The 25577-nt window shown below is 64.9% G+C and carries 24 protein-coding genes and 4 pseudogenes; 19 read left to right on the top strand and 9 right to left on the bottom strand.

Annotation, left to right across the window (positions count from 1 at the left end; translation table 11 throughout):
- Positions 1-14: 14 nt before the first annotated feature.
- Positions 15-569 (top strand): hypothetical protein, encoded by a 555-nt coding sequence (locus Q344_RS26495; RefSeq protein WP_211249945.1) that lies wholly within the window; start codon positions 15-17, stop codon positions 567-569.
- A 352-nt stretch (positions 570-921) separates the two neighbouring features.
- Here the strand turns inward: Q344_RS26495 and Q344_RS0122210 are convergent.
- The 5 genes from Q344_RS0122210 to Q344_RS0122185 form a co-directional block, all read right to left on the bottom strand.
- A protein-coding gene (locus Q344_RS0122210) for an IS3 family transposase (RefSeq protein WP_156954784.1) occupies positions 922-2021 on the bottom strand; the annotation gives its coding sequence in 2 pieces (ribosomal slippage) (positions 922-1760 and positions 1760-2021; 1101 coding nt in all).
- 325 nt (positions 2022-2346) lie between these two features.
- On the bottom strand, positions 2347-3024 hold the full coding sequence (locus Q344_RS24800) for an enoyl-CoA hydratase-related protein (RefSeq protein ID WP_229669269.1): 678 nt from the start codon (positions 3022-3024) through the stop codon (positions 2347-2349).
- Between the two features lie 130 nt (positions 3025-3154).
- Positions 3155-4444: a TRAP transporter large permease gene (locus Q344_RS0122195; protein WP_028288660.1), complete on the bottom strand. Its 1290-nt coding sequence runs from the start codon at positions 4442-4444 to the stop codon at positions 3155-3157.
- 19 nt (positions 4445-4463) lie between these two features.
- Entirely contained in the window at positions 4464-4994 is a 531-nt protein-coding gene (locus Q344_RS0122190) for a TRAP transporter small permease (RefSeq protein ID WP_028288659.1), read from the bottom strand.
- 8 nt (positions 4995-5002) lie between these two features.
- Positions 5003-6016 carry a TRAP transporter substrate-binding protein gene (locus tag Q344_RS0122185; RefSeq protein WP_028288658.1) on the bottom strand — a complete coding sequence of 338 codons (1014 nt, stop codon included), beginning with the start codon at positions 6014-6016 and terminating at the stop codon, positions 5003-5005.
- 139 nt (positions 6017-6155) lie between these two features.
- Here Q344_RS0122185 and Q344_RS25880 point away from each other — a divergent pair.
- Together Q344_RS25880 and Q344_RS0122175 are read left to right on the top strand one after the other, a co-directional pair.
- Positions 6156-6437, top strand: a pseudogene (locus Q344_RS25880) (integrase core domain-containing protein); the annotation flags it as partial.
- Positions 6438-6528: 91 nt separating this feature from the next.
- Positions 6529-7092 (top strand): IclR family transcriptional regulator, encoded by a 564-nt coding sequence (locus Q344_RS0122175; protein ID WP_084178547.1) that lies wholly within the window; start codon positions 6529-6531, stop codon positions 7090-7092.
- A gap of 3 nt (positions 7093-7095) precedes the next feature.
- Here Q344_RS0122175 and Q344_RS0122170 read toward each other — a convergent pair whose 3' ends face one another.
- Together Q344_RS0122170 and Q344_RS0122165 are read right to left on the bottom strand one after the other, a co-directional pair.
- Positions 7096-7953 (bottom strand): MaoC/PaaZ C-terminal domain-containing protein, encoded by an 858-nt coding sequence (locus tag Q344_RS0122170; protein ID WP_028288655.1) that lies wholly within the window; start codon positions 7951-7953, stop codon positions 7096-7098.
- Between the two features lie 12 nt (positions 7954-7965).
- Positions 7966-8736: an enoyl-CoA hydratase/isomerase family protein gene (locus Q344_RS0122165; RefSeq protein ID WP_028288654.1), complete on the bottom strand. Its 771-nt coding sequence runs from the start codon at positions 8734-8736 to the stop codon at positions 7966-7968.
- A gap of 155 nt (positions 8737-8891) precedes the next feature.
- On the opposite strand from Q344_RS0122165, the gene Q344_RS0122160 reads away from it, so the two are divergent.
- The 11 genes and pseudogenes from Q344_RS0122160 to Q344_RS24765 all read left to right on the top strand — a co-directional run bounded on the left by Q344_RS0122160 (position 8892) and on the right by Q344_RS24765 (position 18652).
- Complete coding sequence (locus Q344_RS0122160) at positions 8892-10043, top strand: acyl-CoA dehydrogenase family protein (protein WP_036540377.1); 1152 nt, start codon at positions 8892-8894, stop codon at positions 10041-10043.
- Positions 10040-11134, top strand: coding sequence for an acyl-CoA dehydrogenase family protein (locus Q344_RS24795; RefSeq protein WP_051630995.1), 1095 nt, complete (start codon positions 10040-10042; stop codon positions 11132-11134). The genes Q344_RS0122160 and Q344_RS24795 overlap by 4 nt, the downstream gene beginning before the upstream one ends.
- A 2-nt stretch (positions 11135-11136) precedes the next feature.
- Positions 11137-12282: a CaiB/BaiF CoA transferase family protein gene (locus Q344_RS24790; RefSeq protein ID WP_211249944.1), complete on the top strand. Its 1146-nt coding sequence runs from the start codon at positions 11137-11139 to the stop codon at positions 12280-12282.
- A 19-nt stretch (positions 12283-12301) separates the two neighbouring features.
- Entirely contained in the window at positions 12302-12691 is a 390-nt protein-coding gene (locus tag Q344_RS26490) for an enoyl-CoA hydratase/isomerase family protein (RefSeq protein ID WP_211249943.1), read from the top strand.
- Positions 12682-13107: an enoyl-CoA hydratase/isomerase family protein gene (locus Q344_RS26485; RefSeq protein ID WP_211249942.1), complete on the top strand. Its 426-nt coding sequence runs from the start codon at positions 12682-12684 to the stop codon at positions 13105-13107. Before Q344_RS26490 ends, Q344_RS26485 begins: the two co-directional genes overlap by 10 nt.
- 125 nt (positions 13108-13232) lie before the next feature.
- Entirely contained in the window at positions 13233-13610 is a 378-nt protein-coding gene (locus Q344_RS0122140; RefSeq protein ID WP_028288652.1) for a Zn-ribbon domain-containing OB-fold protein, read from the top strand.
- Positions 13607-14770, top strand: a pseudogene (locus tag Q344_RS24780) (acetyl-CoA acetyltransferase). The gene Q344_RS0122140 and the pseudogene Q344_RS24780 overlap by 4 nt, the downstream one beginning before the upstream one ends.
- A gap of 66 nt (positions 14771-14836) precedes the next feature.
- Positions 14837-15556 carry an enoyl-CoA hydratase/isomerase family protein gene (locus Q344_RS24775; RefSeq protein WP_084178546.1) on the top strand — a complete coding sequence of 240 codons (720 nt, stop codon included), beginning with the start codon at positions 14837-14839 and terminating at the stop codon, positions 15554-15556.
- Positions 15557-15687: 131 nt separating this feature from the next.
- Positions 15688-16695: pseudogene (locus Q344_RS26635) on the top strand (Bug family tripartite tricarboxylate transporter substrate binding protein).
- Between the two features lie 22 nt (positions 16696-16717).
- A complete protein-coding gene (locus Q344_RS24770; RefSeq protein ID WP_051630993.1) occupies positions 16718-17170 on the top strand; it encodes a tripartite tricarboxylate transporter TctB family protein in 453 nt (150 codons plus the stop codon).
- Positions 17158-18652, top strand: a pseudogene (locus tag Q344_RS24765) (tripartite tricarboxylate transporter permease). The gene Q344_RS24770 and the pseudogene Q344_RS24765 overlap by 13 nt, the downstream one beginning before the upstream one ends.
- A 15-nt stretch (positions 18653-18667) precedes the next feature.
- On the opposite strand, the gene Q344_RS24760 reads toward Q344_RS24765, so the two are convergent.
- On the bottom strand, positions 18668-19114 hold the full coding sequence (locus tag Q344_RS24760; protein ID WP_051630991.1) for a PaaI family thioesterase: 447 nt from the start codon (positions 19112-19114) through the stop codon (positions 18668-18670).
- Positions 19115-19332: 218 nt separating this feature from the next.
- Between Q344_RS24760 and Q344_RS0122100 the strand changes: the two genes are divergently transcribed.
- From Q344_RS0122100 to Q344_RS0122090, 3 genes are read left to right on the top strand one after another with little or no spacing between them, the layout of a single operon-like run.
- Positions 19333-20517: a CaiB/BaiF CoA transferase family protein gene (locus tag Q344_RS0122100; RefSeq protein WP_028288649.1), complete on the top strand. Its 1185-nt coding sequence runs from the start codon at positions 19333-19335 to the stop codon at positions 20515-20517.
- Complete coding sequence (locus tag Q344_RS24755; RefSeq protein ID WP_051630989.1) at positions 20514-21533, top strand: 3-hydroxyacyl-CoA dehydrogenase NAD-binding domain-containing protein; 1020 nt, start codon at positions 20514-20516, stop codon at positions 21531-21533. Before Q344_RS0122100 ends, Q344_RS24755 begins: the two co-directional genes overlap by 4 nt.
- Before the next feature lie 58 nt (positions 21534-21591).
- Entirely contained in the window at positions 21592-22905 is a 1314-nt protein-coding gene (locus tag Q344_RS0122090; protein ID WP_028288648.1) for a TRAP transporter large permease, read from the top strand.
- Between the two features lie 96 nt (positions 22906-23001).
- Here Q344_RS0122090 and Q344_RS0122085 read toward each other — a convergent pair whose 3' ends face one another.
- Positions 23002-23784: an enoyl-CoA hydratase/isomerase family protein gene (locus Q344_RS0122085; RefSeq protein ID WP_028288647.1), complete on the bottom strand. Its 783-nt coding sequence runs from the start codon at positions 23782-23784 to the stop codon at positions 23002-23004.
- A gap of 36 nt (positions 23785-23820) precedes the next feature.
- Here Q344_RS0122085 and Q344_RS24750 point away from each other — a divergent pair, with 36 nt between their 5' ends.
- Entirely contained in the window at positions 23821-24699 is an 879-nt protein-coding gene (locus Q344_RS24750; protein WP_084178542.1) for an IclR family transcriptional regulator, read from the top strand.
- 97 nt (positions 24700-24796) lie between these two features.
- Positions 24797-25554, top strand: a protein-coding gene (locus Q344_RS25875; protein WP_156954595.1) for an IS5 family transposase whose coding sequence is annotated in 2 segments (ribosomal slippage) — positions 24797-25133 and positions 25133-25554 — 759 coding nt in all. Because the reading frame shifts where the segments join, the coding sequence is not laid out codon by codon here.
- The last annotated feature ends 23 nt before the right edge of the window (positions 25555-25577 follow it).

Genomic DNA, 25577 nt, shown 5'->3' with positions numbered 1-25577 from the left:
GCAGGCCCTGCTGGATGCGCAGGACGGGAATTGATCCGTCGCATTCAGCAGGGCCTCAGCGCCGAGGGCATCACGGTGTCGATCGCCAGGCCTGTGCCTGGTTCGGCGTGCCGCGCCGCACGGTCTACTACAAGCCGGTGAAGGCCGCTCCGCGGATCGATCCGCGCTTCTCCGAGCCGATCAAGGCGATGATCGAGGAGGAGCCCTCCTTCGGTTGTCGCACCGTGGCTTGGCTCCCGGGCTTCAACAAGAACACGGTGCAGCGGATCTTCCGGCTCAAGGGCTGGCAGGTCCGGATGCGGGCCGTCGGCATGCGGCCCCGCATCCAGGCCATTCCATCCGTCGCCACGGCGCCGAACGAACGCTGGTCCACGGATATCGCCCGCATCTGGACCGGCAGGGATGGCTGGGCCTCGCTCGCGCTCGTGATCGATTGCCATACCCGGGAGTTGCTGGGCTGGCATTTCTATCGCGCTCCGGCAAGGCAAGCACTGCCAGCGCAGCTCTCGAGCACGCGCTCATCGCCAGGTTCGGCACGCTCGGCCGCGTCGAGGCGCCGTTCCTGCTGAGGTCAGACAACGTCCTATGTCGGGAAAATCCGGCTGCTGAGGTCAGCAGGTCGTGTGGCATCCGGCGGACCGGATACCTTGATAAGGTTGCCCAGACGGACTCTGCCGTCAAGAAATGATCTCATCCATAGCAAACACAGGGTACGCGCGATGGCGGCCCTCACCGTCCTTAATACGAGATCCCAAATCCCAAGCAGAAGGCCCGAACATTATCTACGAGGTCAGAGAACTGCCTCCACGGCACTGGTCATGACCTGAGACCCGACTCTCCTCCGGTTTCCGAGAGAGTCCGCAGGTTGATTGCACTGCTACCCAATCCTGGACCGCCGGAAGCTGGATTTTCCCGGCTGTCTCACGATGACGGGCTGGTGACGCCATCGGGATAATGCATGGCGATCGGGACGTTGTATCCGATCGCGCTGTGAGGTCGGTCTTCGTTGTAGTGTCTACGCCAATCTTCCAGCTTTTCGCGGGCGTCGGCAAGGCTCATGAACCAGTGGGCGTTCAGGCACTCGGACCGGAGCTTGCTGTTGAACGCCTCGATGAAGCCATTATCCGTCGGCTTCCCGGGTCGTGAGAAGTCCAACGTGACGTCGTTTGCATAGGCCCATAGGTCGAGGTCACGAGAGATGAACTCGCTGCCATCGACCCGAATGGTCTTCGGGTAGCCGATCCTGGCGCAGACCTTCTCCAGCGTCTGAACGACGTCCTCGCCGCGGTAGGTGAAGCGGGGATCGGCCGCCGGACAGAGCCGGGAATGGGTGTCTACGACCGTCAGGATGCGGAGCTTCTTGCCCATGGCGAGCTGGTCGTGCACGAAGTCCATGGCCCACACATCGTTCGGACCGATGGCCTCCTGTCGGTCCTCCCGCAACTTTGCCTTCACGCGCCGCTTGGGATGCTTGTTCCTCAGCTGAAGGCCCAACTCGTTGTATATCCTACGGGTCTTCTTCATATTGATCATCCATCCTTCGCGTCGCAGCAGGACATGCACGCGGCGATAGCCATACCGCACACGTGTCTCGCAGATCTCCCTGATCCGCCTTTCGACGGCAGCCTGGTGCGTCCGCCGGGACTTGTAGTGGTAACTGGACGTGTCGAAGCAGATGGCCCCACAAGCCTTCCGGATCGACACGCCCCAGTCGACACACATCCCGGTCACGATCTCGCGCAGACGTCCAGGCTTCAGAGCTTTCGCCGAATGACGTCCTGAAGCATCTCACGATCCAACGTCAGGTCTGCCACGATCTTCTTCAGGCGCGTATTCTCGTCCTCGAGCGCCTTCAGTCGACGCATTTCGTCCGGCAGCAGCCCGCCATACTTCTTCTTCCAATTGAAGTAGGTCACCTGGCTAATGCCCGCTTTACGGCAGATCTCCGCGACCGGCGTTCCCTGCTCGCCCTGCTTCAGGATGAACGCCTTCTGCGCCTCCGTGAACTTCGATGCCTTCATGCGTTTCCGCTCCTCTCCCAGCCAGGAAAGCTTAGCCGAAAACTCCAGCTTCAAACGGTCCAGTTTTCAGGGGGCAGAGCACAGGCTACGAAGTCCCCCGTCCCGGGCTGACCCCCAAGGCGATTTGAGGCGTCCAATCGCAACAATGTGCGATTTCCGTGCCCGGAGCAACGGTTCAACTAAACTCCCGGTTCTGCCACCAGGGATAGAAGTCCGGCATGTCTCGGCTGACCCGCATCTGGAAATTCGGCCGGCGCTTTTCGCGGAACGATGCCACGCCTTCTGCGGAATCGGACCCCTGCCCCATAGCCATCATCGCCCGCGCCTACATCGGGTGGTCGGCGCCAAGCATCCTCCACATCATTTGCCGGGTCAGCGCGACCGAGACTGCCGAAGTCGAAACCGCGATGTCGCGCGCCAGTTCGACGGCACGGTCGTAGAGAACGTCTTTTTCCGTCAACACCAGCACCAGACCCGCCTCCAGAGCCTCGGCAGCAGGAACCAGACTGCCGCCATAGGTCCATTTCAATGAGCGAGAAATTCCGACGGCTCGGGGCAGGAACCATGTCGAACAGGCTTCGGGCACGATGCCACGGCGGGTAAAGACGAAGCCGAACCGAGCCGTGTTTGCCGCGACGCGGATGTCCATGGGCAACAGCATCGTAGCGCCGATTCCGACCGCCGTTCCATTCACGGCGCCGATCACCGGTTTGGTGCACTCGAAAATCCGCAGCGACAGCAGGCCGCCGGGACCTCGGCGGATTTCGCCGGGTGCGGGATCCGTCTGAAAGGTGTTACCGGCAGAGATGTCGATTCCGTTGCAAAAGGAAGTCCCTTCGCCGGTGAAGATGATCGCTCGAACCGCATCGTCGCGATCCGCGGCATCCACCGCCGCGGCAAGCCCGATGAGGCCGGAGCGGCTCAGCACATTGCCCTTGTCGGGCCGACACAGTCGCAGCGTCGCGATGCCGTCTGTCACGTCATAGGCGAATTCATCGCTCATCTCGGATGCTCCGCGGCAGAGTTGCGCCAACCTTGATGGCTTGCTCTGCCGGGTGCCGGAAGCGTCGGGCCAGCTCCCGACACAACCGTGTGCCATTGTCGTTGTACCTGCGGCCGAAGCTTGAACTGGCCTACATGACCGTTGGCAGCCACGTCACGACGCCGGGAAAGACAATGAGGATGGCTAGGATCACGAGTTCGGCGACTATGAACGGAACGACACCCCGGAATGCCTCCCTCGGGGGGACGCCGCCGGTCGAGGAGCCGATGAACACGTTCAAGCCAAGAGGGGGCGTGACCAGCCCGATCTCGGCAGTCTTGACCATGATGATCCCGAACCAGACCCCGTCGAACCCCAGACCGGTGACGATGGCATGAGTGATCGGCGCGGTCAGCACTAGGATTGCAAACTGGTCCATAACCATGCCGAGGACGAGGTATATCAGGATTAGGAGGGTCAACACCGCATAGGGTGACAGACCAGCTTCGGCAATCCAGTCCAGGATCGAGTCGGTGACGTGCGAAAACGTGATGAAGTAGCCGAACAGCGAAGCCGAAAAGATGATCGTGATGATCATCGCGCTGGATCGGAGCGCATTTCCGACTGACTGGACGAAGTAGAACCACGTCATTCGGCCGAGCGCCAAGGCGATGACCCCGGCGCCCAGTGCCCCGATCGCGCCGATCTCGGACGGGGTGGCGACACCACCATAGAGACCGCCCAGTACCAGCACCACGAGCAGCACGATCGGCCAGACCGGGCCGCCAACCTTGTCGGAAAGTTCCTTGATCTCCGTCACCGATTTCACGGCGGGGATGTAGTCGGGCCGGAATCGTGCGACCAGCGCCACCGTCAGGATGTAGCCGCCCGCCGTCAGCAGGCCGGGCAGCAATCCCGCGATGAAGAGGTCGCCGATCGGCTCCGAAGTCATCAGCCCGAAGACGACCAGCGCGATGGAGGGCGGGATCAGGATGGCCAGCGTTCCGGTGATCGAGATCAGGCCGATGGCGAAGCCCGGGTTGTAGCCGAAGGCGCGCATCGTCGGGAATGCCGCTCGAGTGATGCTCGCGACCGAGGCGGTCGAGCTGCCCGAGGTGGCGGCCAGGATCACCCCGGTCACCACGGCCGCCACGGCCAGGCCGCCGCGCAGCCCGCGCATGGCCTTGTTCCAGGCGATCATGAGGTCGCGGGCGATGCCACCGGCGCTGAGGAATTCCGCCATCAGGATGAACATCGGTATGGTCAGGATGACGAAGTTCGCAGCCGCCTCGTGCACGACCTGTGCCATCAGCGCCTGGATGACCGTCCAGTTCACGACCAGCATCAGGCTGAGGATGCCCGAGAGTCCAAGGGCAAATCCGATGGGGATGCCCACCACGATGGCGCCGACAAGAATGGCCAGTCCGGCTAGGAATATCACATCAGGCTCCGATGACTTGTCAGGGTTCGGCCGAGGCGTGCGGCGCGTGGGCCGCGGGGCCGGTCTGCGGTCGGCAAGCTTCGATCAGCAGGCGGACCGAGAGCATCCCGAGGCCGACGGGCAACGGGAACCACGACCACGCGACCGGCCAGTCGATCACGCCCAGCACGACCTCGTCGCGCAGCAGGGCCTCGTGGAACCGCGTCCAGGACCGCAGCGCTAGGAGCGCGATGTAGACGGCCGAGGCGACCAATCCCGCCCGCAGTACGACCTCGGCCACCGGGATCGGCAGCCGCCGGGTGAGTTCGTCGATGCGGATGTACCCTCCGGTGCGAAATCCCCATGGCATGGCCATGAGGATCATCGTCACCAGCAGGTACTTCTCGGTCAGGGCGATCTGGAAGGTGAGCGGGTTGTCGAACAGATGCCGCAACAAAGCATCCGCGGTCACCAGCAGCATGGCGCAGACCATCGCGACGCCCGCAATGCAGGCTGCGGCGGTTTCGAGGCCGGACCAGACACGGCCCACCACATTCGCGAGGTGCGGCATGCCCGGCCTCACTCGGTTTCGGCCAGAAGCTTCTTGTAGACGTCAAGCGCCTCCTGCGCCGGTGCCCCGCGATCTTCGAGCCGCTTCACCCAGTCATCGGCAACCGGAGCGACCGCCTGGTTGATCCACTCCAGCTCTTCTGGCGTGAATTCATACATCGACACGCCGGCGTCCGCGAATTCCTTTGTCAGGGCCTGGCCCTCCTCGTCGAAGAAGGCCGAAAGCCGCTCGCCGGCCTGCAACCCGCACTCGGTCAGGGCAGTGCGCGTCTCCTCGGAGAGCGCTTGCCACTTGTCGGTCTTCATGGAGACCGCGACGGTATAGGCGCCGAGCGATGCGTTGGTGCTCATCGCATTCATCAGCGTCTCGACGTTGTAGGGCTTGATCGAGGACAGCGAGAGCATCGTGCCTTCGACCGTTCCCCGCTCCATCGCGACATAGAGATCGCCGATCGGCATCTCGGTAGGCGCGGCGCCGAGCGCGCTGATGGTCAGCGTCATGGCCCCGCCGCTCGACCGCAGCACCTTGCCCTTGAAGTCCTCCGGCTTGTGCAGCTCGCCTTTGGAAGACACCAGCTGATAGACCGGCATGGAATAGACCCAGATCGGATGGATGCCGTTTGCGGCGAATTCGTCCGCCACCGGCGCCATGCGCACGGTCTTCTCGAAAGCGCGGGCGACGTGAGCCGCGTCATTGCCGAGGCCCGGCAGGTAGGCGACCCCCGACAGCGGCAGCTTGCTGCTGACATAGCCGATCATCACCGCGGTGATGTCCGCCAGCCCGTTCACCAGCCCGTCCAGTGTCTCGGGACCCTTGACGATTTGTCCGCCGGGGAAATGGGTAAAGGTGGTGCCCGGCAGCTTTTCGCCCACGCATGCCATCCAGGGCTCGTAGCCCTCGGTCGTCACCGTGTGGTGGGGCGGGAAGCTGTGCGCGAAGGTGAAGGTGTCCGCCATCGTCGCGGCGGGCATGGCGCCAGCCGCCATGAGTGCAATCGTCGAAATCGTGGATGCCTTGCGCATCGCGTCCTCCCTTTCCGGTGCAGGTTGTCGTTGTCAGCGCACAGCGTGGCCAATGGGTCTGACGTTTGCCATTTCAGGCGGGTGATCGGGGGCAGACCAACATGTATGTGCGAAAGGTGATGACCGGATCCATCGAGCCTGCACTGAGCGTCTGGCCGACGCCGGCATCGAACCCTCCGTCGGCAGCGTCGGGGACAGCTATGACAATGCTCTCGCAGAGATTATCAATGGCCTCTTCAAAGCCGAAGTCATCCATCGCCGAGGGCCTTGGCGCAGCTTCGAGGCCGTCGAATACGCGACGCTTGAATGGGTCGACTGGTTCAACAACCGCCGTCTTCTCGAGCCCATCGGGAACATCCCGCCAGCCGAGGCTGAGGCCAGCTTCTACGCGGCTCTGGAAAATGAAGACATGGCCGCGTAACTAACCGTAATCAGCCTCCGGCAAACCCAGTGCGGTTCAGTTTCTTGTCCAATCGGCATCTCACTACACCCTCGGTCCCGCCGCAGTGCGGATGGCATCCGATATTCTGGGCAACCGTCGCACCCAGATCATGGCACGAGGCTATCTTGAGGCGCTGGCGCGTGACTCGCGTGAGACTGTGATCCTGGTCACCCTGAACCAGAAGTCCCGAACCATCACCTACGTGGAGGTTGTGGATGGTTCGCAGTCAGTCCGATTCTCGGTTCCTGTGGGCAGCGTGCGGCCGATCTATTCCACTGCCGCGGGAAGGGTCTTACTTGCCTTCGCCCCGAAGGAATTTCGTGATGGCTACCTGAAGGCCGAGAAGCTCAGGCAACTGACGCCTGATACCCCTACCGACCTAAAGGCGTTGCGCAAGCGCCTCGAGGAGTTGCCCGCGAAGGGATATGATATCAGTCTGGGCGACACGGTCGAGGATGTCGGTGGGCTGTCCGCACCGATACGCGATCCGGACGGCAACGTGGCGGTCGCGTTGTTGCTGACGGGACCGCTCTCGCGCATAAAGCGCGACCTGCAACGGCTGATTCCGATGGTGCAGGACACGGCCGCGAAATTGTCAGGCGAATACACCCAGACCTATCGCGCGATCCCGTGACAGTCAGCGGGCAATCAGGCGGCCTCGGTTGAATACGGTCACTTCGCGATCAGGAACCCGCGCTTCGAAGGCGGCTCCGTCCTCCGTGTGCCAGACATCCAGGACAAGCGCGTCGCCTGACATGACCGGCGCCGAAAATCGACCCTCCAATGTGGCCAGCCGCGCCGGATCGCCATCGCAGATGTGACCAAGTAGCGGCACGGCGAGCACGCCGAAGGTGGCCAGCCCGTGAAGGATGGGGCGATCGTAGCCTGCATTTCGTGCCGCATCGGGGTCGGCATGCAGCGGGTTCATGTCGCCGCTCAGCCTGTAGAGCAACGCCTGCCACGGGAAGGTGCGGGCCGTCAGCCGCTCGTCCGGCGCGCGGTCCGGGACGGGAGGCAGGCCGCGCAGCGGGGCGGGATCGCCGCCGAACCCCCCGTCGGCCCGGGCGAAGGTGACACCCCGGACCGTGGCGATCGGGCGGCCATCGGCCGCATCCGTGATCCGCCGCTCCTGGAAGATCAGCGCGCCCTTGTCGGCCCCCTTGTCGGTCAGGCCGGTAACGCGGGGCTCGGCGCGGATCGTGCCTTCGACAGGTATCGGTCCGTGCAGGTCCAATCGGATCTCTCCATGCACAACCTTGCGGCGCGTCACCGTGGTCGCCGGGTTCGCCAGCCAGGCCCCGGGCGTGCCAAGCACGACCGGCAGGGTCGGAAAGGCGGCCAGTTCGCGCTCGTAGACGTAGCGCAGCTGGTCCCTGTCCAGCGGGTCGGCGCCCAATCCGATGCCGAGCGCATAGAGCATCGCATCCTTCCGGCTGAAGGTCTGCTCGACCTTGCCGAAATTCCAGTTGAGGAGTGTATCGGGATCGAGGGGCATGGGTCCTCTCCCTCAGCGCTGCAGCATGTGGGACAGTTTGGCCCGATGGTCGTCGCTGTGGAACAGCATCGACATGTGGGACGAGATCATGTCGAAATGGGTCCGCCGACTCATCGTCATGCCTTGGTAGGTGGCCCGCTTGAAGATGCGGATCGTCTCCTGCGGCTGAGCAGCAAGGCGCGAGGCGTAGGCGCGTGTCTCGTCCATCAGCTTGTCGTCGTCATAGAGCCTGTTCACCAGGCCGATGCGAAAAGCCTCCTCGGCGCTCACCGGGTCCCCGGTCCAGAACATGTCGAGCGCGTTCGAGGTCCCGACGATACGGGGCAGGAACCAGGTGCCTCCGTCGCCCGCGATCAGCGCAAGGTTGATATAGCTTTCCGCGACAGTTACCGAGTGCGCGGCGAAGCGCAGGTCGCACATCAGCGCCATGTCGAGCCCGGCGCCCCGCGCCGTTCCGTTCAGCGCCGCGATCACCGGCTTATCCAGTCGTTCCAGCTTGTCCGCGATGTTGTGAACGACCGGCCAGAGGTAGTGTTTGCGGGAAAGCGCATCGCCGGCGAGAATGTTCTCGATATCGTCGATGTCACCGCCCGCGCAGAAGGCCCGGCCCGCGCCGGTCAGGATCAGCACCCGGATCGCGTCGTCCTCCAGCACCCGGCCTAGTAAAGCGTCCCATTCCCGAATCAGCGGCACCGTGAAGGCGTTCATCTTCTGAGGCCGGTTAATGGTCAGGGTCGCCACCCCCTCCTCGACCTCGAGCTTCATCAGGGGTTCGGTGCTCATGGATCCCTCGCGTTCATAAATATGAATTATGTGCGCATAGTCATACGGCCTGCAGATTGTCAAACGGTGTTCCAAACCCTTCCTGCGCGAACATGAGCGTGTTTTCCCGCGCGAGGCCCGGCGACGGGAGCGTGTGACGGGAGTAGCGAACCGCCATGACGTTCCAGAGCTTCAGCCTTCAGGACGCGGCCCTGCCGCCCGACCTTGACCGCCTTCGCGAAGAGGTGCGGGACTTCCTGTCCGACGAGCGCCGGGCAGGCCACTATGAACGCACACCCGACGGCTGGGACCGTTACGATCCCGATTTCAGCCGACGCATCGGCGCGAAAGGCTGGATCGGGATGACCTGGCCTGAACAGTACGGCGGTCGGGCCCGCACGTCGCTGGAACGCTACGTCGTGACCGAGGAGCTGTTGACCTCCGGTGCGCCGGTGCGCGCGCACTGGCTGGCCGACCGGCAGATCGGCCCGCTGTTCCTGGCCTACGGCAGCGAGGAACAGAAGGCCGAATACCTGCCTAGGATCGCCGCCGGCGACTGCTACTTCTGCGCCGGACTGTCGGAGCCCGACAGCGGGTCCGACCTGTCCTCGATCCGCACCCGGGCCGAGCGCTCGGACCGGGGATGGAGGGTCAACGGCCGCAAGATCTGGACCAGCTACGCGCATCGCGCCCACTACATGAACCTTTTCGCCCGGACCTCGCCCCGGGACGAGAAACATCGTCATGCCGGCGTGTCGCAGTTCATCCTCGATCTCGCATCGCCGGGTGTCTCGATCCGGCCCATCGTGAACATCGCGGGCGATCATGACTTCAACGAAGTGGTCTTCGAGGACGTCTTCATTCCCGAAGCCCGGCTGATCGGACAGGTCGGTGGCGCATGGGGCCAGGTCTCGACCGAACTCGCGCACGAACGCTCGGGATCGGAACGCTGGGTCAATTCGTTCGGGGCCTTGGTCGCAATGACCGACATCTCTGCCGACCTGGAGGCCGGCGCCGGCCAGGTCGGTCGTCTGACGGCGCATCTGTGGACCTTGCACAGGATGTCGTTCGCCATTGCCGCCATGATCCAGCGGGGCGTCGTTCCCATGGCAGAGGCGGCGCTGGTCAAGGACCTAGGCACTTCGTTCGACCAGGCGGTCCCCGCGGCGGCGCGGGACTTCATCACCGAGGAACGGCGGGCCGACCTGGGCCCCGAGCGTCTGGCCGCCATCGACCACGCCGCGCTCTATGCACCGTCGCACTCCATCCGGGGCGGCACGCGCGAGATCCTGCGCGGCATCATCGCACGGGAGCTGGGATTGAGATGAGCGAGATTGCGGGACTGCTCGCGGACAGTGCCGAACGGCTGTTCGGCCAGCGTCTGACCAAAGCCGTGCGCGACGAGGCGGACCAGGGCGGCTTAACCGGCGGGCTGTGGGACGCCTGCGCCGAGTTGGGGCTGGACCTGGCCGCCCTCACCGAGGCGCGCGGCGGTGCCGGGCTGACGGATGCCGACCTCTGCGCCATGGCGCGGCTGGCGGGACGGCATGCACTGCCCGTGCCGCTGGTCGAAACCTGGCTTGCCGAGCGGGCGTTGGCTACTGCCGGGCTGGAACCGCTGCCGGAAGGGACGTCGGCGACAATATCCCCGGTTCTGCTGTCAGATGCACCAGAGCTTCTGCGCGACGGCGGAACCTGGCGGTTGAGCGGAACGCTCCGGCGGGTGCCCCATGGCCGGCATGCCCGAGTCCTGGTGGTCATCGCACAGACGGCGGAAGGATGGCGCACCGTGCGGATGGACGCGCCCGATCCTGCAGCCCTCGACCGAAACTATGCCGGAGAGCCGCGCGACAGCTTCCGGTTGGACGGCGTTTCCGTCACCGCCATCGGCGAAGGCGGAAGCCGGGACGACCTGCATTTCGATGGCGCCCTGTTCCGGGCCGCGCAGATGGCCGGCGCGATGGAGCGAGTGCTGGACATGACGGTCGCATATGCCAAGGAACGCGCGCAGTTCGGACGCACGATTTCGAAGTTCCAAGCGGTTCAGCAACAGATCGCCCGCCTGGCCGGAGAGGCCGCCGCAGCCAGCGCCGCCAGCCACGCGGCCGGGGATGCCCGGTCCCTGGGCCCCGCGCGGTTCGAGACGGCCTGCGCCAAGCTTCGTGCCGGCGAGGCGGCCGGCGAAGTCGCCGCCATTGCCCATCAGGTGCATGGTGCCGTGGGGTTCACCCACGAGTACCACCTACATTTCCTGACCCGCCGCCTCTGGTCCTGGCGGGACGAATTCGGGTCCGAGGCCGAATGGTCCGACTGGGTGGGGGCCATCGCCGGGAAAGTGGGTGGCGAAGGGCTCTGGGCCTTCCTCGTCAAGCCCGATCCGGCACTGACAGCGGGACCGAAGGAACTGGCAGGAGGATGACCATGGCAAGACTTCCGCTCGAAGGGATCACGGTCCTCGACTTCACCAACATGCTGGCGGGGCCCTATTGCACCCGGCTGCTGGCCGACCTCGGCGCTCTGGTGCTGAAGGTCGAGCCTCCGGCCGGCGACCACAACCGCGCCCGCCGGCCGGTCCGCGAGGGGCATTCCAGCTTCTTCGGCCACATCAACGCGGGCAAGAAGTCCATCGTGCTGGACCTGAAGTCGAAGGACGGGCTGGGCGCGGCGCTGGCCCTCGCCGCGCAGGCCGACGTGGTGATCGAGAATTGGCGTCCAGGCGTCGCGAAACGGCTTGGCGTGGGCTACGATGCGGTCGCCAGGCTCAGGCCCGATACGATCTACTGCTCGATCTCGGGTTTTGGGCAATCGGGGCCGAAGTCGATGCGCCCGGCCTATGCGCCGATCATCCATGCGGCCAGCGGCTATGACCTGGCGCAGATGACCTACCAGGGCGGCACGGCCGAGAAGCCCGCGAATTCCGCCATCTTCATCGCCGACGTGATGGGCGGACTGGCCGGGTTCGGCGCCATCCAGACGGCGCTTTTCGACAGGGCGGTCTCGGGGCGCGGGCACTACATCGACGTGGCTCTGCTCGACGCGATGCTCAACCTGCTGATCTTCGAACTGCAGGAAGAACAGGCCCCCTCCCCTGCCCCGCTCAGGACCTACCAGCCGCTCCGGACCACGGACGGCTTCGTCGTCGTCGCGCCGACCAGCCAGAGAAACTTCGAGACGCTGGCGAAGGTTCTGGACCATCCCGAATGGATTTCAGATCCCCGTTTCGTGCACACGAAGATCCGCGAGGAGCATTGGGATATCCTGATGCGCCTGATCGAGGAATGGACCACGGAACGCACCTCGGCCGCTTGCGAGGACGCGCTGCTTGCGGCCGCAGTGCCCTGCACCCGCTACCTTCGCGTGGGGGAAGCCATGGCCGATCCGCAGGTCCTGGCGCGCGGCAGCTTCAGCACCGTCACCGATCCGGCGGGCAGCTACCTTGTGCCGAACGCGCCGTTCCGGTTCGCGGGTTTCGACGCGCCTGTCAGCCCGGACGTGCCGGGACTGGGTGCCGACACCGCCTCTGTCCTGGCCGGCGTCGGGGTTTCCACTGAAACGGCGCAGAACTGACAGACCGAGGAACACAAGCATGACATCGACCGATACCGACCTGGTCAAGTACGAGCTTCGCGACGACGGGATCGCGATCCTGACCCTGAACCGGCCGGACCGCTACAACGCCTTCACGCTGGAGATGATCCTAGCCTGGCGCGACCTCCTGGTGCAGGCCGAGGCCGATCCTGCGGTCCGGGCGCTGATCCTGACCGGGGCCGGGAAGGCATTCTGTGCCGGCGGCGATGCCGGACGGATGAGCGAGCGGGCCGACAACAACGATCTGGTGGAACAGAAGAACTTCCTCTGGAAATACGTCCATTCGATTGCCCTGACGCTCGAACGGATGGACAAGCCGATGCTGGCCGCGATCAACGGCGTGGCGCGTGGCGCGTGGCGCGTGGCGCGGGGCTCGACATGGCTTTGATGTGCGACATCCGCATCATGGACGAAACGGCGAACGTGGCCGAATCCTACATCAGCATGGGCCTGATCGCCGGCGACGGCGGGGCCTGGTACCTGCCGCGTCTCGTCGGGATCGACCGGGCGCTGGAACTGTTGTGGAGCGCCCGGCCCGTCGGTGCGGAAGAGGCGCTGCGCATCGGAATGGTGACCGAGGTCGCGCCGGAAGGGCAGTCGCTGGCCCGCGCCATCGAGATGGCGGGCACCTTCGTCCGCCAGCCGCCGGAGGCGGTCCGGATGTACAAGCGCGCAGTCTACCAGGCCCAGACGATGGCGCTGGACGCGCATCTCGACATGATGTCGTCGCACATGGCCGTCCTGCGCAACACCCCCGAACATCGCGAACGGGTGGCAGGCTTCCTGGCCCAGAAGAAGCCCTGACATAATGCCAAGGCGGCGGGCGCGCGGCCCGCCTCTCCGCGCATATGTGCGGAAATTTCCGCGCCCCGTTCCCGTGCCCCGGCCGCAAATTCACGATGCGGCGTATCCACCATCAGGGGCATGGAATGAGCTACCCGAAACCCGACGTCGAATATGCCGAGCACCTGCGCGCCGGCCGGTTCATGATCCAGCGCAGCCGGTCCAGCGGCCGTTTCGTCTTTCACCCCCGCGTGGCCGAGCCTGTCACCGGCGCGCGCGACCTGGAATGGGTCGAGGTCTCCGGCAAGGGGACCGTCTACGCGGTCACGGTCGTCGGTCAACGGCCTCCGGCAGAGCCCTACAACGTCGCCATCGTGGAGCTGGACGAAGGGGTTCGCATGATGACGCGCGTGGACGGCATCGCCTCGGCAGAGGTGCGGATCGGCATGCCGGTGACAGCGGTAATCCGGGCAGAAGGCGAGGACGTCCCGCATGTCGTCTTCACTCCGGCGGAGGGCGCATGATGGAGACCGGCGACTTCCCCCGCGGCAAGACAGCTTTCGTTGGCCACGCGACCCACGGGATGGGCGAGGCGCACGGCTACAGCTCGATGGACCTGATGGTGATCTCGGCGCTGAAGGCGCTCGACTGCGCGGGCCTGACACCCGGCGACGTCGATGCCGTCTTCACGGGCCATCCGAACGACTACCTCAACCAGATGACCTTCATCCAGCAGCTGGGCATCAACCCGCGCTACATGGACAACAACCGGACCGGCGGATCCGCCTTCCTGGTCCATGCTTTCGCCGCGGCGCATCTGCTGGCCTCCGGCGCCATTGACGTGGCCCTGATCGCTTATGGATCCAACCAACGGACCGAAGGCGGCAAGCTGATCCAGTCGATCAAGCCCTCACCCTATGTCGGCCCCTTCCGACCGATGATCCCGCTGTCGGCCTATGCCCTGGCTGCCTCGCGGCACATGCACGAGTACGGGACCACGGCGGAACAGCAGGCCGAGGTCGCGGTAGCGGCCCGGAAATGGGCCAATCTCAACCCCGACGCCTTCATGCATGGGCAGAACCTGAGCATCGAGGATTGTCTTGCGGCGCGTCCCATTTCGACCCCCTTGCGCAAGACCGACTGTTGCCTTGTCACGGACGGCGGCGCGGCGGTGGTGATTGTGCGGGCGGACCGCGCCCGCGACCTGGCCGACCGGCCGGCCTATCTGCTGGGCGCCGGACAGTGCGTCACGCACAACGAGATCTACATGATGCCCGACATGACCGTCACCGGCGCGAAGTGGCCGGGCAAACGCGCCTTTGCGGCAGCCGGCCTCGGACCGTCGGATGTCGACGTGGTCGAGCTCTACGACGCCTTCACGATCAACACGATCCTGTTCCTGGAAGACCTCGGCTTCTGCGCCAAAGGTGAGGGCGGCGCCTTCGTGTCGGACGGGCAGATTGCCCCGGGCGGTGCGCTGCCCGTGAACACCGACGGCGGCGGCCTCTCGTGCGTGCATCCGGGGATGTACGGCCTGTTCACGATGGTCGAGGCAATCACCTAGATACGGGGCGAAGGAGGTCAGTGCCAGGTGCGCGATGTCGAGGCGGCCCTGGCTCATGGCAACGGCAGAACGCTGTCCAGTCAGGCAACGCTCATAATGGGAACGGAGGCGACACTGTGACCGAAAATCTATCCGTGGTCCGCAGGGACCGGCACGACGGCGGCATCGTCGTGGTCACCATGGACAATGCCCGCACCCGCAACGCGCTCCCCGAACATGCTGGCCGGACTTCTCGACACTTTCGAGGACCTCGTGGCCGACGAGACCTGCCGCGTCATCGTCCTGACCGGGGGGCATGGCGCCTTCTGCTCGGGCGGAGACATCGCCCACATGAAATCCGACCGGAAGATCCTCGAAAGCCGGAACGGCATCTGGCGCAACAACAAGATCACCCGGTGCATCGTGGCAGGGCCGAAACCGGTGATCGCCGCGGTCGAGGAGCCGGCCGCGGGGGCCGGACTGGCCCTTGCCGCCGCCTCGGACTATGTGGTCAGCGCCCGCGGCGCCAGGTATTCGGCGGCCTTCGCCAAGGTTGGTCTGGCCCCCGATCTGGGGCTGTTCTGGACCCCGCCGCAGCGTGTCGGCGTGGGACGGGTCAAGCGCCTGATCATGATGGCGAACATGATCCGCGCGGAAGAGGCGCTGGCCATCGGCATCGCGGACGAACTCTGCGACGACGGCGCGGCGCTCGACCGGGCCCTGCAGGTCGCGGGCGATTTCGCGTCCTCGGCACCGCTTGCGGTCGCGCTGACCAAGGCGATCTATGCCGACGGGGCGGCCGGGTCCGTGGGAGATTGCTTCCGGGCCGAGCGCGACAGCCAGCCTTTCCTGTTCCGCAGCAACGACCACAAGGAAGCGGTCGCCGCCTTCCGGGAGAAGCGGAAGCCGGACTTCACCGCGACCTGAGGCGGCCGGGTTTTCGCAGGCCGGACAAGGGAACACGGATATGTTGATGCCCCCCGTCCGGCCGACGGAAATGTTGAGCGACGCGGGGACAATCCCGACGCTGGCCCGGACCCCGCCACGAAGGCGGGGCGATGGCCGCACCCCGTTCCGGGCGCCGGCCAGAACGGGAGGACATCATGAGATTTCTAGCGGCCGCGCTTGCCGCGCTTGGCCTGACCGCCGGATCCGTCGCCTCGGCGGACGACTTCCCCTCGCGTCCGGTATCGCTGATCGTGCCCTATGCGCCGGGCGGATCGCAGGACACGATCGCCCGTCTGCTGGCTGATGAGCTTGGCCGCCAACTGGGCGGGACTGTCGTGGTCGAGAACAAGACCGGGGGCGGCACGACCGTGGGCCACGGCTTCGTCGCGCGCTCGAAGCCCGATGGATACACGTTGATCCTGTCGACTCCCGCCGGGATTTCGGTCGCGCCCTACTTGCGCAGCGACATGACCTATGACCCGTTCACCGACCTCGTTCCCGTTGCGCTCCTGAACGAGACGGCGCTGGCCTTCGCCGTGGCCGAGCAATCCGAGATCGCGAATTTCCCGGCGCTGATGGCAAAGATCAAGGCGGGGGATCGCATCACCTTCGGGTCCGCCGGCATCGGAAGCTCGGGTCACCTGGTGGGAGAGCTGTTCAATGTCGAAGCCGGCGCCAGCATGGTTCATGTGCCCTACGGCGGGTCGGGTCCGGCCTTCAAGGCTGTGCTGGATGGAGAGGTTAACCTATAGATCTCCTCCCCCGCCACGTTGGCCCCCTATATTGCCAACGGCCAGGTTCGTGCGCTCGCAATTGCCGCCAGGAACCGCGACGCCCTGATCCCCGAAACGCCGACGATGGGCGATGTGGGCTATCCGGCCGTCACCGCGACGATCTGGAACGGCATCTTCGTCCCCGCTGGCCCGCCCGACGACATACGCACGCGTCTGGAAACGGCGCTGATCGACACGGTCCGGGCCGAGGCGGTCGCGGAGAAGATGAAGGGTCTCGGCGTAACGGTCCTTGCCGAACCCGGCAGCGCCCTGGAGCAGGTCGTGACCGAGGATGCCGCGCGCTGGAAGAAGGTCATCGCCGCCACCGGGATCAAGGCGGAATGAACTGTGGGAGCGGGAGGTGACGATGCAGCTGCGCGAGGACATGCTGCTGGGGGCGCTGTTCGTCGGTTTCGGCGTGACCGGGGTGATCGGCGACATCAGCTACGGGATCGGCTCGGTCGCCCGGATGGGACCGGGGTTCCTGCCCGCCGTCGCGGGGGCGATCCTGGCAGTGCTGGGGCTGGTGCTGGCGGTGCGCTCGCTGGTCCAGGCAGGCGCCGCGCGCTTCGTCTTCACAGTGGCGCGGCCATTCGCGGCGATCCTGCTGGCCGTGGTCGTCTTCGGCGCCACGGTCGAATCCCTCGGGGTCGTGCCTGCCCTGGTGCTTATGACCCTGATCGCCTGGAAGGCCGACCGCAGTGGCCGGCCGCTCGAACTTCTCATCGTCGGCGTCGTTCTGGTGGGCGTGGTCATCCTGATCTTCGGAACCGCCCTTGGCCTGCCGCTCAAACTGGTGCCGGACGCATGGACATTCTGAACGGACTGATGATTGGCCTGCAGGTCGCGGCCGCGCCCACGAACCTGCTATACTGCCTTCTGGGCGTGACGCTGGGAACCGCCATCGGCGTGCTGCCGGGGGTGGGTCCACAGGTCTCGATCAGCCTGCTGCTGCCGCTGACCTTCGGCATGGATCATGCTGGCCGGTATCTACTACGGATCGGCCTACGGCGGATCCACCACTTCGATCCTGGTCAACCTGCCGGGAGAGACCTCGTCGGCGGTCACCTGCATCGACGGCTACCAGATGGCGCGGCAGGGGCGCGCGGGCCCGGCGCTCGCCATTGCTGCCATCGGGTCGTTCGTCGCAGGCACCATCGGTACCGCGCTGATCATCGTCGCGGGGCCGGCCATCGCCTCGATCGCGCTGAAGTTCCGTGCGCCGGAATATGCCACGCTCATCGTCTTTGCGCTGGTGGCCACGGCGGCGCTGGCGCGTGGCGGGCTGGTCAAGGGGATCGGGGTCGCGATGCTTGGCATCCTCTTCGGGACCGTGGGCACCGACCTGACATCGGGCCGGACGCGCTTCGCGTTCGATCTGCCGCAGCTCTACGAGGGCATCAGCTTCGTCATCGTCGCCGTCGGCTTCTTCGCCCTGAGCGAGATCATCATGTCCGCCAACGATCCCGACAGCCGCAACGTCTTCAAGGTCTCGACCGGATCCCTGATGCCGTCCCGTCGGGACATGCGCGACGCCTCTCCCGCGATCCTGCGCGGCACCGCCATCGGGTCATTCTTCGGCGTTCTGCCAGGTGCGGGCGTGTCGATCGCAGCCTTTGCGGCCTACATGCTTGAGAAGACCATTTCGCGCACCCCCGACATCTTCGGCAAGGGGGCGATACAGGGCGTCGCGGCGCCTGAATCCGCCAACAACGCGGCCTCGCAGACCGCCTTCATTCCGACCCTGACGCTGGTCATTCCGGGCAGCCCGACCATGGCGCTGATGCTGGGCGCGCTGATGATCCAGGGCATCGCGCCGGGGCCGCGGGTCATCACCGACCATCCGAACCTGTTCTGGGACCTGATCGTCAGCATGTGGATCGGCAACCTGATGCTGCTGGTGCTGAACCTGCCGCTGGTCGGGCTCTCGGTGCGGATGCTGCGGATCCCCTACCACTGGCTCTATATCCTGATCATGGGCTTCGCCTGCATGGGTGTCTTCTCGGTCAACATGTCGGGGTTCGACCTTTATGTCGCCGCCTTCTTCGGCGTGCTGGGCTTCCTGACGGTGAAATGCGGGTGCAGCCCGGCGCTCTTCATCCTCGGGCTGGTCTTCGGTCCGATGCTGGAAGAGTATTTCCGGCGCGCACTTCTGATCTCGAACGGTGACTTCAGCGTCTTCGTGACCAGCCCGATAAGCCTGTGCTTCCTGCTTCTGGCCGTCGGCACCGTGGCGATGATGGTGATCCCCGGCATCCGCCGGAGGAGCACCTTCATCGCACAGAACGCGGATGAGGCCTAAAGCGCCGCGCTCAAGTCAGGCGGGCGGGGGCACCTTGCCGCCCAGATTGTTCGCCCGCGCGCCGAAGGCCACGATGCGCCCGCTGGCGACCAGGTTGCCCTCGCAGTCGCGCACCTCGGCCCGGGCGGTGATGAGGCTGCGGCCGGCGCGGATCACCTCGGCCCGGGCCTCCAGCGGGCCCGGGACCGCGGCCTTGTGATAATCGGTCACCAAATCGACGGTCGGGACCGTGTGACCGGCGACGAGGGCCGCCGCATAACCGCAGGCACTGTCGATCAGCGACGCCAAGACACCGCCATGCACCAGCTGAAGCTCGGGCGACGACAGCAGGTCGGTCTTCCACGGCATGGTCATGCGCAGCCAGTTGTCGCCGATCTCGACAATCGTCAGGCCCAGCCAGCGGTTGAAGGGACACCGGTCACAGAAGGCCCGGACGGTTTCGAGATCGATCTTCGCCTTCATCGCGGCGCATCATTTCTGGCTCGGTCGTCCGGTCAGGACCTATTCGGCGACCGGGGCGCGCACAATGTCAGGGGACCGGAACCGGAAGATGCAACCGGATGAGCGGCAGAAACGCACATGCGTGCGGTTCGGCGCCCTGTCCGCCCGATCCCTTGCCGAAGGCGCAGGTCGCGGCCATGCTGGCCCGGACACTTGGCACATGCAGGGGGGACAGCAGAGTGAGCCAGACCAACGGTCGACCTGCGGCGAACGGACCGCTCTCCGGCTTCCGGGTCATCGACCTGACGATCAATGTGCTGGGGCCGCTGGCCACCCAGCACCTGGGCGACCTCGGGGCCGAAGTGATCAAGATCGAGGAGCCGGGCGGGGACTATACCCGCCACGTCGGACCAGCGCGCAGCCCGGCCATGGGCGCCTTCTTCCTGAACCTGAACCGGAACAAGAAGAGCGTCGTGCTGAACCTGAAGGAGCCCGAGGCGCGCGATCATCTGATGGCGCTGGTTGCGACGGCCGATGTCTTCGTCCATTCCATGCGGGCGAGTGCCGCGAGGCGCCTCGGCATCGACTATCAGCAGATTCAGGCGGTGAACCCGCGCATCGTCTACGCCTGGGCGGGCGGCTTCCGGCCCGGCAGCTCGTTGGCCGAGGCCCCGGCGTTCGACGATGTAATCCAGGCACGCTGCGGCCTCTCGGGGATGATCGGGCGCGTCACCGGGCGGCCGGGCTATCTGCCGACGGTGCTTGCGGACAAGTTCTGCGGCAATGCCCTTGCGTCCGCTATAGGGATGGCGCTGCTCTGGCGCGAGCGCACCGGCGAAGGGCAGGAAGTGCATGTCCCGATGCTCGACAGCATGGTGGCGCTGAACATGCCCGAGCATCTGTGGGGCGCGACATTGCGGGAACCGGAACAGGGTGTCGGCTATCTGCGGATGTTCACGCCGAATCGCCGCCCCTATGCCACGCGCGACGGGCATATCGCGGTCATGGCCAACAACGATGCCCAGTACCGGCGCCTGTACGACGCCATAGGCAAGCCCGACCTGGCGACAGATCCGCGCTTTGCCATCACGGCCAACCGGGCCCGCAACATCGACATCCTGTACGGCATCGTGGCCGAGGCAGTGGCCCTGCGCACGACGGCGGAGTGGAACGACCTGTTCGCCCAGGCCGATATTCCGCACGGGCCAGTCTATGACCTGGCCGACCTGCTGACCGACCCCTACCTGGACGAGGTCGGCTTCTTTCGCGAGATGGATCATCCGACCGAAGGTTCTGTCGTCGCGATGGATATCACCACCAGCTTCTCGGCCTCGCCCGGACGGATCCGCAGCCTTGCGCCGCGCCTCGGGGAACATACCGAAGAGATTCTTGCGGCCGCCTCATCCCGGGATGACACCGAATGAGCCGCTACAAATCGGGCGCCGCCATCGGGACGGTCGGCGTCGTGGCCACCGGGTATGTCGGGTCGGCGTGGGTCGCCTTCTTTCTGGCGCGCGGCCTTGACGTGCGGGTCTTTGTGCGCCGCCAGGAAGCGGAGGACGAGCCGCACGGCGCAGTGGCGCGGATGTGGCCCGACCTCGGGGGCCATCTGGCGCCAGGCGCCGATCCCGCGCGGGTCCGGGTGTTCACGGACTTGGCCCAGGCCATGAAGGGCTGCGACTTCGTCCAGGAGAACGCGGCCGAGCAACTGGACCTGAAGCGCCGGCTGCTCGCCGAGATGGACGCGGTGCTTCCGCCAGATGTCCTGATCGCCAGCTCGACCTCTTCGCTGCCGGTGACGGAGATGCAGCAGCTCTGCCGTCACCCCGAACGCTGCGTTCTGGGTCATCCCTTTACCCCGACGCACCTGCTGCGTCTGGTCGAGGTGGTCGGCGGTGACCAGACTGATCCGGACGCCGTTGACGCGGCCATCGCGACCTATGCGCACTGGGGAAAGGTGCCGGTGCGCCTGAACCGCGAGGTCTTCGGACATATCGGCAATCGCCTTGCCGGAGCCTTGTGGCGCGAGGCGGTAAGCCTGTTGGTCGAAGGCGTGGCCTCGGCCGAGGATATCGACAAGGCGCTGGTCGAGGGTCCCGGTCGCAAGTGGTGCATCACCGGCCCGTTCGAAAGCTATCACCTGTCGGGTGGCAGCGGCGGGATCCGCCGGTTCCTCGAAACCTTTGGGCCCGGGATCTACGTCAGCCTGCTGACCTGGCTCGTTTTCGAACAGGCGGTGGAATCGACGCACCGGAACGAAATCCAGGATGTGACCTTCTTCGACATGCCCGTATGGCCGTCCTGCTGGGTCTTGGTGGTGGCCTTCGGGATCATGGCCCTTGTCCTAATCGCGCAGGCCCTGCGTGATTTCCGGTTCGGCCTCACCGGCGAGGGAAGACCAACGACCGACAAGAAGGCCGCCACCATGATGACCGAATAAGTCATCTGTCGACGGTCCGCTTCCTCTCCATTCCCACGCTTCAAGCTGGCAAGTACCCATGTCCAACATTGCCATCGGCCTGCTGTCGGTCCCCTGTCTTCTGTTGCTCATCGCTTGCCGGGTACCAATTGCCCTGGCCCTTGGCGCTCTCTCCCTGATCGGTCTGATCTTCATCCGCGGGACCAGTGCCGCCCTCGGCATCTTCGGCGATCTGCCGATGGAGTTCGGGGCGAGTTGGTCGTTGTCGGCGGTCCCGATGTTCATCTTCATGGGGGCGATCGCCTTTCACACGGGCCTGACGAAGAGTCTGTTCGAAGCCGCCCGGCTCTGGCTGTCATGGCTTCCCGGAGGGCTGGCGATCGCGACCAACTTCGCGTCGGCCGGGTTTGCCGCTGCGTCCGGCTCGTCGCTGGCCACCTGCGCAGCAATGGGCCGCATCGCGATCCCGGAGATGCTGAGGGAGAAATACGGTCCCGCCCTTGCCGCCGGCTGCGTGTCGGCCGCGGGCACGCTCGGCGCGCTGATCCCGCCGTCGATCATGTTCGTCCTCTACGGCTGGTACACCGAAACCTCAATCGGCGCCCTGCTCATGGCGGGGATCATTCCCGGGCTGCTGACGGCTGCGGTCTATTCGGTGATGATCTACATCCGTTGCTCGATCAATCCCGAGCTGGGTCCGAGGACAGCCGTGGACGTCAGCTGGGGCGACAGGTTGCGCATCCTGCTGAACGTCTGGCCCATCCCGCTGCTCGTGCTGGGTGTCGTGGGCAGCATCTACAGCGGCATCGCGACCGCGACCGAGGCGGCTGCCCTGGGATGCACCTTCGCTCCGATCATCGCCGCCGCGCAGCGGAATCTGACGCGGACGACGATCCGGGACAGCATTGTCGAGGCGCTGGAAAGCACCGCCTCGATCTTCTTCGTGGCCATCGGCGCCCTGCTCTATACGCGGTTCCTGGCCTTCGCCGGGGTGCCGAGCTTCATCGCGCAGCAGATCGCGCTTCTGGGGGTCGACCAACTTACGATCATCCTGGGTCTGTCGGTCGTGTTCCTGCTGCTAGGGATGTTCCTCGATCCGCTCGGCGTTCTGCTGCTCACGCTTCCGGTGATCCTGCCGATCTTCAAGGCCGCACACATCGATCCGATCTGGGCCGGCGTGATCGTGGTGAAATACCTGGTGATTGGGATGATAACGCCACCGGTCGGATTGAACGTCTACGTCGTCAAGGGGGTGGTCGGCGATGCGATCGCTCTGCCCACCATCTTCAAGGGCGTCATGTGGTTCCTCGTCGCCGAGCTTTTCATCATGGCCATGCTGATCCCATTCCCGGCACTGTCGACCTACCTGCCGTACAAGATGCTCTACAGCTGATCCTTCGGCAGAGATGTCGGAACGGCCTGCGGATCGCTCCGCAGGCCGTTTGCATTTACGTGCCTTGACCGATTGCCCGGCCCCCTGCCCCGCCATTCAGGCTTCGGGAAAGACCGGGTCCCGCTTGCCTTCGAACGCCGCGATACCTTCCGCGACGTTGGCGGACATCAGGAAGTCGGGGGCCGTCAACCGCTCCAGCGTCAGCGCTCCATCCAGGCTCGTGTCGATACCCTCGCGGGCCAGCTGCTTCATTCCGGCAAGACCCGGCCCCGAGCGGGTGGCCAGCTTGGCACAATATTCCAGCGAAGTCGCGGCCAGGTCCGAATCGTCCACGACATAATTCACGAGGCCCCAGCGTTCGGCCGTCTCGGCATCCAGCCAGCGAACCGACAGGAAGAGGTCCATGGCCCGCCCCATCCCTACTGCCCGCGGCAGCCTCGCTGACCCTCCCCAACCAGGGACAAGACCGAATTGGGCGTGCTGATCTCCGAAAGTCGCGCTACGGCCCGCAATCACGACGTCGCAGGCTAGGGCAAGTTCCAAGCCGCCCGCCAGACACAGGCCCTGCACCTGGCCGACAACCGGCAGACGGCTTGCTTCGAATCGGCACAGCACCTCGTGACCAAGCGCGAGAAAGCCGTCGAGTTCGGCCTTGTCGGCGATCTTCTCCTTCACCTCGCCAAGTTGGGCGCCCGTACAGAAGTGCTTGCCCTCGGCCCGGATCAGCACCGCGCGGATGGACTTGTCCTTCTCGGCGGTCGTCAGGCCGTCCCGCAACTCGGCGAAAACCTGCATCGACAGGCAGTTGAAGACCTTCGGGCGCGCAAGTTCCAACACGAGCGTGGCGTTCTCTTTGTAAATCTTGATGGTGTCTGGCATGAGCGGCTTTCCCCTGCTTGAATTCCACAACCGGAAATGGGATTTCCGGCGTCCAGGTCACCTGAGGGCTGCCGGACAGGCTGGTCAAAGCGAAGGCGTCGCATGAGCCGAGAAAAACACACTTCGGCGAAGTCCGGTTCTACGCCCGATGGGCGCCGGACTCCGCCTCGTTCAATCAAGCGCCTGATGAACCTGTTCGAGCACATTGCGGAGTCCGAACAGGGGGCGATGACACTCGCCGAACTCAGCGTTTCTCTGGGGGCGCCGAAAAGTTCTCTTCTGACGATGCTGCGGCCGCTCGCCGATCAGGATTACCTGATCCATGAGAATGGCCTGTACAGTCTTGGCCCCCGGGTGTTCCAGTTCGCGACATCCATCCTTGCCCGGTCGCGGTTCCCGCAGATGGTGCGCCACCATCTCAAGCTTCTGCGGGACCTGACCGGAGAGACCTCCGTTTTCACCACGCTGGACCGGGACAGAAGAGTCGTGGTGTACGAGGACGTCGTCGAAAGCAATCTTTCCATCCGCTACGTGGTTCCGATCGGCGCAACCCGACCGGTCTTCGCCACGGCTAGCGGAAAGGTGCTTCTGGCCTATGCCGACGCGGAGTGGCGCGAGAGGTACTTGGCGGAAGAACCCTTGCGACAGTTCAACCCGCGTACGGTCACCGACCCCGGGAAGATCCATGCCGCGCTTGAGGAGGTGCGGCGCGGAGGTGTCTGCTTTACGGCCGGAGAGGCAATGGCGGAAGCGGCGGGAATTGCCGCGCCGATTTACGACGGACAGTCCCATGTCATCGGCGCCCTGCTCATCGGAGTTCCGCTGGACCGCGGGATCGCGAACCGTGCATCCTATCAGGACATGGTGATGGACGTCGCGCGGCGTCTTTCGATTGCGGCCGGACAGCGAAACTGAGCTGCTGGGCGTTGTGCCTGCGCGTGTGATGCTAGGCTCAGGACCCATTGATTTCAGCCGAAGGGCATGATTCAGCGTTCGGAAAACGAGCGGTGACATGTCTGATCTTTTCTGGCTGAGCGACGCGCAGATGGCGCGGTTGGAGCCCTACTTCCCGAAGTCCCACGGCAAGCCGCGTGTCGACGACCGGCGCGTCCTGAGCGGGATTATATTCATAAACCGCAATGGCTTGCGCTGGAGGGATGCGCCGAAGGAGTATGGTCCTCACAAGACGCTTTATAACCGTTGGAAGCGCTGGAGCGACAAAGGCATCTTCGCGCTGATGCTGGCGGGGTTGGCAGCCGGGCATGGCGAGAAGAAGACAGTGATGATCGATGCGACCTACCTGAAGGCACATCGTACTGCGTCCAGTCTGGGCGTGAAAAAAGGGGGCGTGGTCGGCTGATCGGTCGCACGAAGGGTGGCATGAACACCAAGCTGCACGCCCTCTGCGATAGTAAAGGCCGCCCGATCAACTTCTTCGTCTCCGCGGGGCAGGTCAGCGATTACATCGGTGCGCGTGCGCTGCTCAGCAGCCTACCGAACGTCGATTGGCTGCTCGGGGATCGGGGCTACGACGCTGATTGGTTCCGAGAAGCCCTGCAAGACAAGGGGATCCGCGCCTGCATCCCAGGCCGGAGCCAACGCAAGACCCCGGTCAAATACGACAAGCGGCGTTACAAACGCCGCAACCGCATTGAGATCATGTTCGGCAGGCTCAAGGACTGGAGGCGTGTGGCAACCAGGTACGACAGATGCCCAAAGGCATTCTTCTCTGCCATCGCTCTCGCTGCAATCGTCATCTATTGGCTGTGAAACTCAATGAGTCCAGAGCCTAG

The sequence above is a fragment of the Pseudooceanicola nanhaiensis DSM 18065 genome (assembly GCF_000688295.1).
Classification (GTDB): domain Bacteria; phylum Pseudomonadota; class Alphaproteobacteria; order Rhodobacterales; family Rhodobacteraceae; genus Pseudooceanicola; species Pseudooceanicola nanhaiensis.
This window is presented reverse-complemented; position numbering and strand designations above follow the sequence as displayed.

Coding starts and splice junctions, on each gene's coding strand:
- Q344_RS0122170 (WP_028288655.1), bottom strand. CDS start 7,953: ATGCCCCTCGATCCCGATACACTCCTCAACTGGAATTTCGGCAAGGTC.
- Q344_RS24775 (WP_084178546.1), top strand. CDS start 14,837: ATGCCCGCACCCGCAACGCGCTCCCCGAACATGCTGGCCGGACTTCTC.
- Q344_RS26485 (WP_211249942.1), top strand. CDS start 12,682: ATGGCTTTGATGTGCGACATCCGCATCATGGACGAAACGGCGAACGTG.
- Q344_RS24770 (WP_051630993.1), top strand. CDS start 16,718: ATGCAGCTGCGCGAGGACATGCTGCTGGGGGCGCTGTTCGTCGGTTTC.
- Q344_RS24760 (WP_051630991.1), bottom strand. CDS start 19,114: ATGAAGGCGAAGATCGATCTCGAAACCGTCCGGGCCTTCTGTGACCGG.
- Q344_RS24790 (WP_211249944.1), top strand. CDS start 11,137: ATGGCAAGACTTCCGCTCGAAGGGATCACGGTCCTCGACTTCACCAAC.
- Q344_RS0122085 (WP_028288647.1), bottom strand. CDS start 23,784: ATGCCAGACACCATCAAGATTTACAAAGAGAACGCCACGCTCGTGTTG.
- Q344_RS0122165 (WP_028288654.1), bottom strand. CDS start 8,736: ATGAGCACCGAACCCCTGATGAAGCTCGAGGTCGAGGAGGGGGTGGCG.
- Q344_RS0122190 (WP_028288659.1), bottom strand. CDS start 4,994: ATGCCGCACCTCGCGAATGTGGTGGGCCGTGTCTGGTCCGGCCTCGAA.
- Q344_RS26495 (WP_211249945.1), top strand. CDS start 15: ATGCGCAGGACGGGAATTGATCCGTCGCATTCAGCAGGGCCTCAGCGC.
- Q344_RS0122090 (WP_028288648.1), top strand. CDS start 21,592: ATGTCCAACATTGCCATCGGCCTGCTGTCGGTCCCCTGTCTTCTGTTG.
- Q344_RS24795 (WP_051630995.1), top strand. CDS start 10,040: ATGAGCGAGATTGCGGGACTGCTCGCGGACAGTGCCGAACGGCTGTTC.
- Q344_RS0122175 (WP_084178547.1), top strand. CDS start 6,529: ATGGCATCCGATATTCTGGGCAACCGTCGCACCCAGATCATGGCACGA.
- Q344_RS0122160 (WP_036540377.1), top strand. CDS start 8,892: ATGACGTTCCAGAGCTTCAGCCTTCAGGACGCGGCCCTGCCGCCCGAC.
- Q344_RS24755 (WP_051630989.1), top strand. CDS start 20,514: ATGAGCCGCTACAAATCGGGCGCCGCCATCGGGACGGTCGGCGTCGTG.
- Q344_RS24750 (WP_084178542.1), top strand. CDS start 23,821: ATGGGATTTCCGGCGTCCAGGTCACCTGAGGGCTGCCGGACAGGCTGG.
- Q344_RS0122185 (WP_028288658.1), bottom strand. CDS start 6,016: ATGCGCAAGGCATCCACGATTTCGACGATTGCACTCATGGCGGCTGGC.
- Q344_RS0122140 (WP_028288652.1), top strand. CDS start 13,233: ATGAGCTACCCGAAACCCGACGTCGAATATGCCGAGCACCTGCGCGCC.
- Q344_RS26490 (WP_211249943.1), top strand. CDS start 12,302: ATGACATCGACCGATACCGACCTGGTCAAGTACGAGCTTCGCGACGAC.
- Q344_RS24800 (WP_229669269.1), bottom strand. CDS start 3,024: ATGAGCGATGAATTCGCCTATGACGTGACAGACGGCATCGCGACGCTG.